Raw genomic sequence first — 3,188 nt, 5'->3', positions numbered from 1 at the left:
CTGGTAAAATAAAAATTAATTGTCAGCCACTCGACGAAAACTGTAGGGCGGTAGCTCAATTGGTAGAGTAGCGGTCTCCAAAACCGTCGGTTGGGGGTTCGAGTCCCTCCCGCCCTGCCAAATCGGAGCATCCGGAGGGGTGGCAGAGTGGTCTATCGCGACGGTCTTGAAAACCGTTATGGCTTAACCGCCATCGGGGGTTCGAATCCCTCCCCCTCCGCCAAAGCGGAAAGACGGAAAAGTAACTGTGGAATGGTATGTAAAACTGGGTATTTGGGTCGCGCTTGTGGGCGCCGCGTTTGTATTTTTGTGGCGCCGCGGCTATCTGCTGCGCGTCTCAAACTATGTCGCTGAAACGCGTGAGGAGTTAAAGAAGTGCACATGGCCTTCCGTTGACGAGTTGAAAGGATCGACCGTCGTGGTCATGATTACGCTGGCCCTTTTGGGCGCGTTCACGGTTGGGGTTGATTTTGTTGTTTCACAGCTGATCCGGCTGATCCTCGGTTAAACATTCATTGCAGACAAAAAGACGATTTCATGCAGAGCCAATGGTTTGTCATTCACACCCTGGCGGGCCAGGAACAGAAGGTCAAAGAGAGCATTGAGAAGCGCCTCAAGACCGAGGAAATGGGCGAATACGTTCGCGAGGTCCTGGTGCCGATGGAGAAAGTGGCCGAAGTCCGCAACGGAAAGAAGACGGTCACGACGCGAAAGCTGCATCCTGGCTACGTTTATATTGATGTGGCTTTGCTGGACGAAAACCAGCGCGTGCTGGAAAAGCCCTGGTATTTCGTTCGTGATACGCAGGGGATCATCGGGTTTGTTGGTGGCGAGCGCCCTGTGCCTGTCAGCCCTGAGGAAATCGAAGTTATCAAGGCGCAGATTGCCGAATCCGAAGACACAGAAAGACCGAAGGTCAGTTTTGAAGTTGGCGAAACGGTGAAGATCAACGACGGCCCATTCCTCAATTTCAGTGGAGTGATCGAGGAAATTGATCCTGACAAAGGCAAATTAAAAGTGACCGTGAACGTATTCGGCCGCAACACGCCGGTTGAACTCGAGTACTGGAAGGTGGAAAAGGCGTAATTTATGGCGAAGAAAGTTGTCGGGCAGATCAAATTGCAGATTCCCGCAGGTCAGGCGAATCCCGCCCCACCGGTCGGCCCCGCGCTGGGCCAGCAGGGCGTCAATATCATGGCGTTTTGCAAGGAATTCAACGCTACGACCCGGGATCAGGCCGGAATGGTGATACCCGTCGTTATCACGGTTTATCAGGACAAGTCGTTCACCTTTATCACCAAGTCGCCGCCCGCCTCGGTGCTCTTGAAGAAGGCTGCCGGCATTGCGTCGGGCTCCAAGACTCCGAACAAGGAAAAGGTGGGAAAGGTCACCCGGAAACAGGTCATGGACATCGTGAAGCTGAAAATGAAGGATCTGAACGCGACCACCGAAGAGGGTGGTTTCCGCATCGTCGCGGGAACTGCCCGCAGCATGGGCATCGAAGTCACGACGTAAGCATCAACCGCGGGAGAGCCGAAGAGGCTCGCTGGCACCGCAATAAAAAAAATCATGGCGAGCAAACGTTACAAAAAAGCGCAGGAACAAGTGGACGGGAAGAAATCGTACCCGCTCAAGTCGGCTGTCGAAGTGCTGGTCAAATTTCCGAAGGCGAAGTTTAACGAGACAGTGGAACTGGCGTTCCGGCTGGGCGTTGATCCGAAACAATCCGACCAGATGGTTCGCGGCACGGTTCCGCTCCCTCATGGCAGCGGCAAAACGGTCAAGGTGCTCGTGTTTGCAAAGCCCGGAGTTGCTGCCGATGCCGCGAAGGCGGCCGGGGCCGAATATGTCGGCTACGACGACCTGATCAAGAAATGCGCCGAAGGCTGGGCTGCTTTTGACATCGCCATTGCGACCCCCGAAGCCATGAGCGAGGTCCGCAAACTCGGCAAGGTGCTCGGGCCGCGCGGGCTCATGCCAAATCCGAAGACGGGCACCGTAACGGACGACACGGCCAAGGCGGTCAAAGAAGTGAAAGCGGGACGCGTGGAGTTCAAGGTTGACAAGGCGGGCAATGTGCATGTGCCGATCGGCAAGGCCTCGTTCACCGCAGAGCAGATTGCAGAGAATGCTCGCGCCGTGATCGACGCTGTTGTCAAGGCGAAGCCGCACAGCGCCAAGGGGACCTACCTGGAGAGCTGCACCATGTCTGCCACGATGAGTCCTCCTGTCCGACTGGACGTGCGGGAGTTTTTTGCGGCGGCGTAACCTTAAAACTGATTTTCCACATGCGTGTCGAAAAACAATTCATAACCTCCGAATATGTGACCCGGTTGAACGCGTCGCCGTTCTTCATGGTGGTCGATTACAAAGGGCTGACCGTTGGCCAATTCACCGAGTTGCGGAGGCGTTTGAACAGGACCGGATCGGAGGTTCACGTCGTCAAGAACTCAATTTTCCGTATCGCCGTGAAGGAGGCAGGCGTCGCTGACTTGTCGGGTACGCTGGCGGGCCAGCTCGCCGTGGTGACCGGCCAGCGTGACATTTCCGCGGCGGCGAAGGCGGTGAAGACGTTCCAATCAGAGTTTGAGAAACCGAAGCTGAGATTCGGCTATTTGAACAATCATCGGCTGGAAACTGCCCAATTGATGGCACTAGCCGATCTACCGTCCATCGAAGTCTTGCGCGGCAGGTTATTGGGCCTGCTCCAGGCGCCAGCGGCCCAGCTGGTGCGCCTGCTCAATACTCCGGCGGCTCAACTGGCGCGTGTGCTGCAGGCCCGCGTGGACAAGGGCGCTTGACGAACTGAGAATTTGAAGAAGATTTCCGCCCGCCGGGAAACCAGCGGCGCCGGAAGCAAACCGACAACAACAGAGTAAATCGTCGGCTCACAGGCCGTGAGTTTAATTCGTCCGTGGCCGCGGACGACGACGAGACTGAAAGGCAACATGGCTGACATAACAAACATGGTGGAAGAACTGAGCAAGCTGACGGTCATCGAGACCGCTGAGTTGGTGAAACAACTGGAGACGAAATGGGGTGTTAGCGCGGCGGCCCCGGTGGCCGTGGCGGCGGCGGGAGCCGCAGCAGCGGGCGGAGCGGCGGCCCCGGCGGCGGAAGCGAAGACCGCGTTCGATGTCATTCTCGCTTCGGTCCCCGCTGACAAGAAAATTGCAGTCATCAAAGCG

Annotated in this window: 6 protein-coding genes and 2 tRNA genes; all 8 read left to right on the top strand. The window is 56.6% G+C overall.

Features of this window, described 5'->3' with window-relative positions; all coding sequences use genetic code 11:
• Positions 1–44: 44 nt before the first annotated feature.
• A tRNA-Trp gene (locus VN887_10880) sits at positions 45–120 on the top strand.
• A gap of 13 nt (positions 121–133) precedes the next feature.
• Positions 134–223, top strand: a tRNA-Ser gene (locus tag VN887_10875).
• Positions 224–247: 24 nt separating this feature from the next.
• A complete protein-coding gene (gene secE, locus VN887_10870; protein ID HXT40511.1) occupies positions 248–508 on the top strand; it encodes a preprotein translocase subunit SecE in 261 nt (86 codons plus the stop codon).
• Between the two features lie 29 nt (positions 509–537).
• On the top strand, positions 538–1,086 hold the full coding sequence (gene nusG, locus VN887_10865) for a transcription termination/antitermination protein NusG (protein HXT40510.1): 549 nt from the start codon (positions 538–540) through the stop codon (positions 1,084–1,086).
• Between the two features lie 3 nt (positions 1,087–1,089).
• A complete protein-coding gene (rplK, locus tag VN887_10860) occupies positions 1,090–1,515 on the top strand; it encodes a 50S ribosomal protein L11 (GenBank protein ID HXT40509.1) in 426 nt (141 codons plus the stop codon).
• A 54-nt stretch (positions 1,516–1,569) separates the two neighbouring features.
• Positions 1,570–2,268 carry a 50S ribosomal protein L1 gene (gene rplA, locus VN887_10855; GenBank protein ID HXT40508.1) on the top strand — a complete coding sequence of 233 codons (699 nt, stop codon included), beginning with the start codon at positions 1,570–1,572 and terminating at the stop codon, positions 2,266–2,268.
• A 20-nt stretch (positions 2,269–2,288) separates the two neighbouring features.
• Positions 2,289–2,801 (top strand): 50S ribosomal protein L10, encoded by a 513-nt coding sequence (rplJ, locus tag VN887_10850; GenBank protein ID HXT40507.1) that lies wholly within the window; start codon positions 2,289–2,291, stop codon positions 2,799–2,801.
• Positions 2,802–2,948: 147 nt separating this feature from the next.
• A partial coding sequence (locus VN887_10845) for a 50S ribosomal protein L7/L12 (protein ID HXT40506.1) occupies positions 2,949–3,188 on the top strand: 240 nt, incomplete at its 3' end.

This window comes from Candidatus Angelobacter sp. (assembly GCA_035607015.1).
GTDB lineage: Bacteria > Verrucomicrobiota > Verrucomicrobiia > Limisphaerales > AV2 > AV2.
This window is presented reverse-complemented; position numbering and strand designations above follow the sequence as displayed.

Coding starts and splice junctions, on each gene's coding strand:
- nusG (HXT40510.1), top strand. CDS start 538: ATGCAGAGCCAATGGTTTGTCATTCACACCCTGGCGGGCCAGGAACAG.
- rplK (HXT40509.1), top strand. CDS start 1,090: ATGGCGAAGAAAGTTGTCGGGCAGATCAAATTGCAGATTCCCGCAGGT.
- rplA (HXT40508.1), top strand. CDS start 1,570: ATGGCGAGCAAACGTTACAAAAAAGCGCAGGAACAAGTGGACGGGAAG.
- rplJ (HXT40507.1), top strand. CDS start 2,289: ATGCGTGTCGAAAAACAATTCATAACCTCCGAATATGTGACCCGGTTG.